Annotated in this window: 1 protein-coding gene; it reads right to left on the bottom strand. The window is 65.5% G+C overall.

Translation table 11 applies throughout. From position 1 onward, the window contains the following. Positions 1–165 precede the first annotated feature (165 nt). Positions 166–435: helix-turn-helix domain-containing protein (locus tag EXE44_RS17620; protein WP_241991885.1), on the bottom strand; the 270-nt coding region annotated here is incomplete at its 5' end.

Here is a 435-nt window from a genome sequence, read left to right as displayed (position 1 = left end):
GCTGGGGAGGCGTGAGGTGCCGTGCGGTGCGGTCGGGTGAGATTCAAAGGGCCAGCCGCGGGGCTTTAGAGGCGTTCGCGGTCGATCCGCGGTCAGCGACTCACGAGTGGGCCGAAACCGAACGACGATCCCCGTGAAAAATCGAAGATCCCCGCGATTCAGGTCTTACGCGTCGCACTCGGCCAGCCACTCGTGGGCCCAGTCGTCGATCTCCTCGAAGACGGGGGCGAGCGACTCGCCTTTATCAGTTAAACTGTAGTACGTCGCCACCGGCGAGTCCTCCTCCAACCGCCGATCCACGAAGCCGGTCTCCTGGAGGTCGTCGAGTACGCGCGAGAGGGTGCGGGCGTTCGCGTCCGTCTCCCGCTTCAGCTCGTTGAACCGCGCCTCGCCGTTCAACAGCTCGTGGAGGACGACGAGCCGCCACCGCGAACC

Source organism: Halorubrum sp. SS7 (genome assembly GCF_005435055.1).
Classification (GTDB): domain Archaea; phylum Halobacteriota; class Halobacteria; order Halobacteriales; family Haloferacaceae; genus Halorubrum; species Halorubrum salinarum.
Note: the sequence above shows the minus strand (reverse complement) of the source record. Positions and strands in the feature narration are given on the sequence as shown.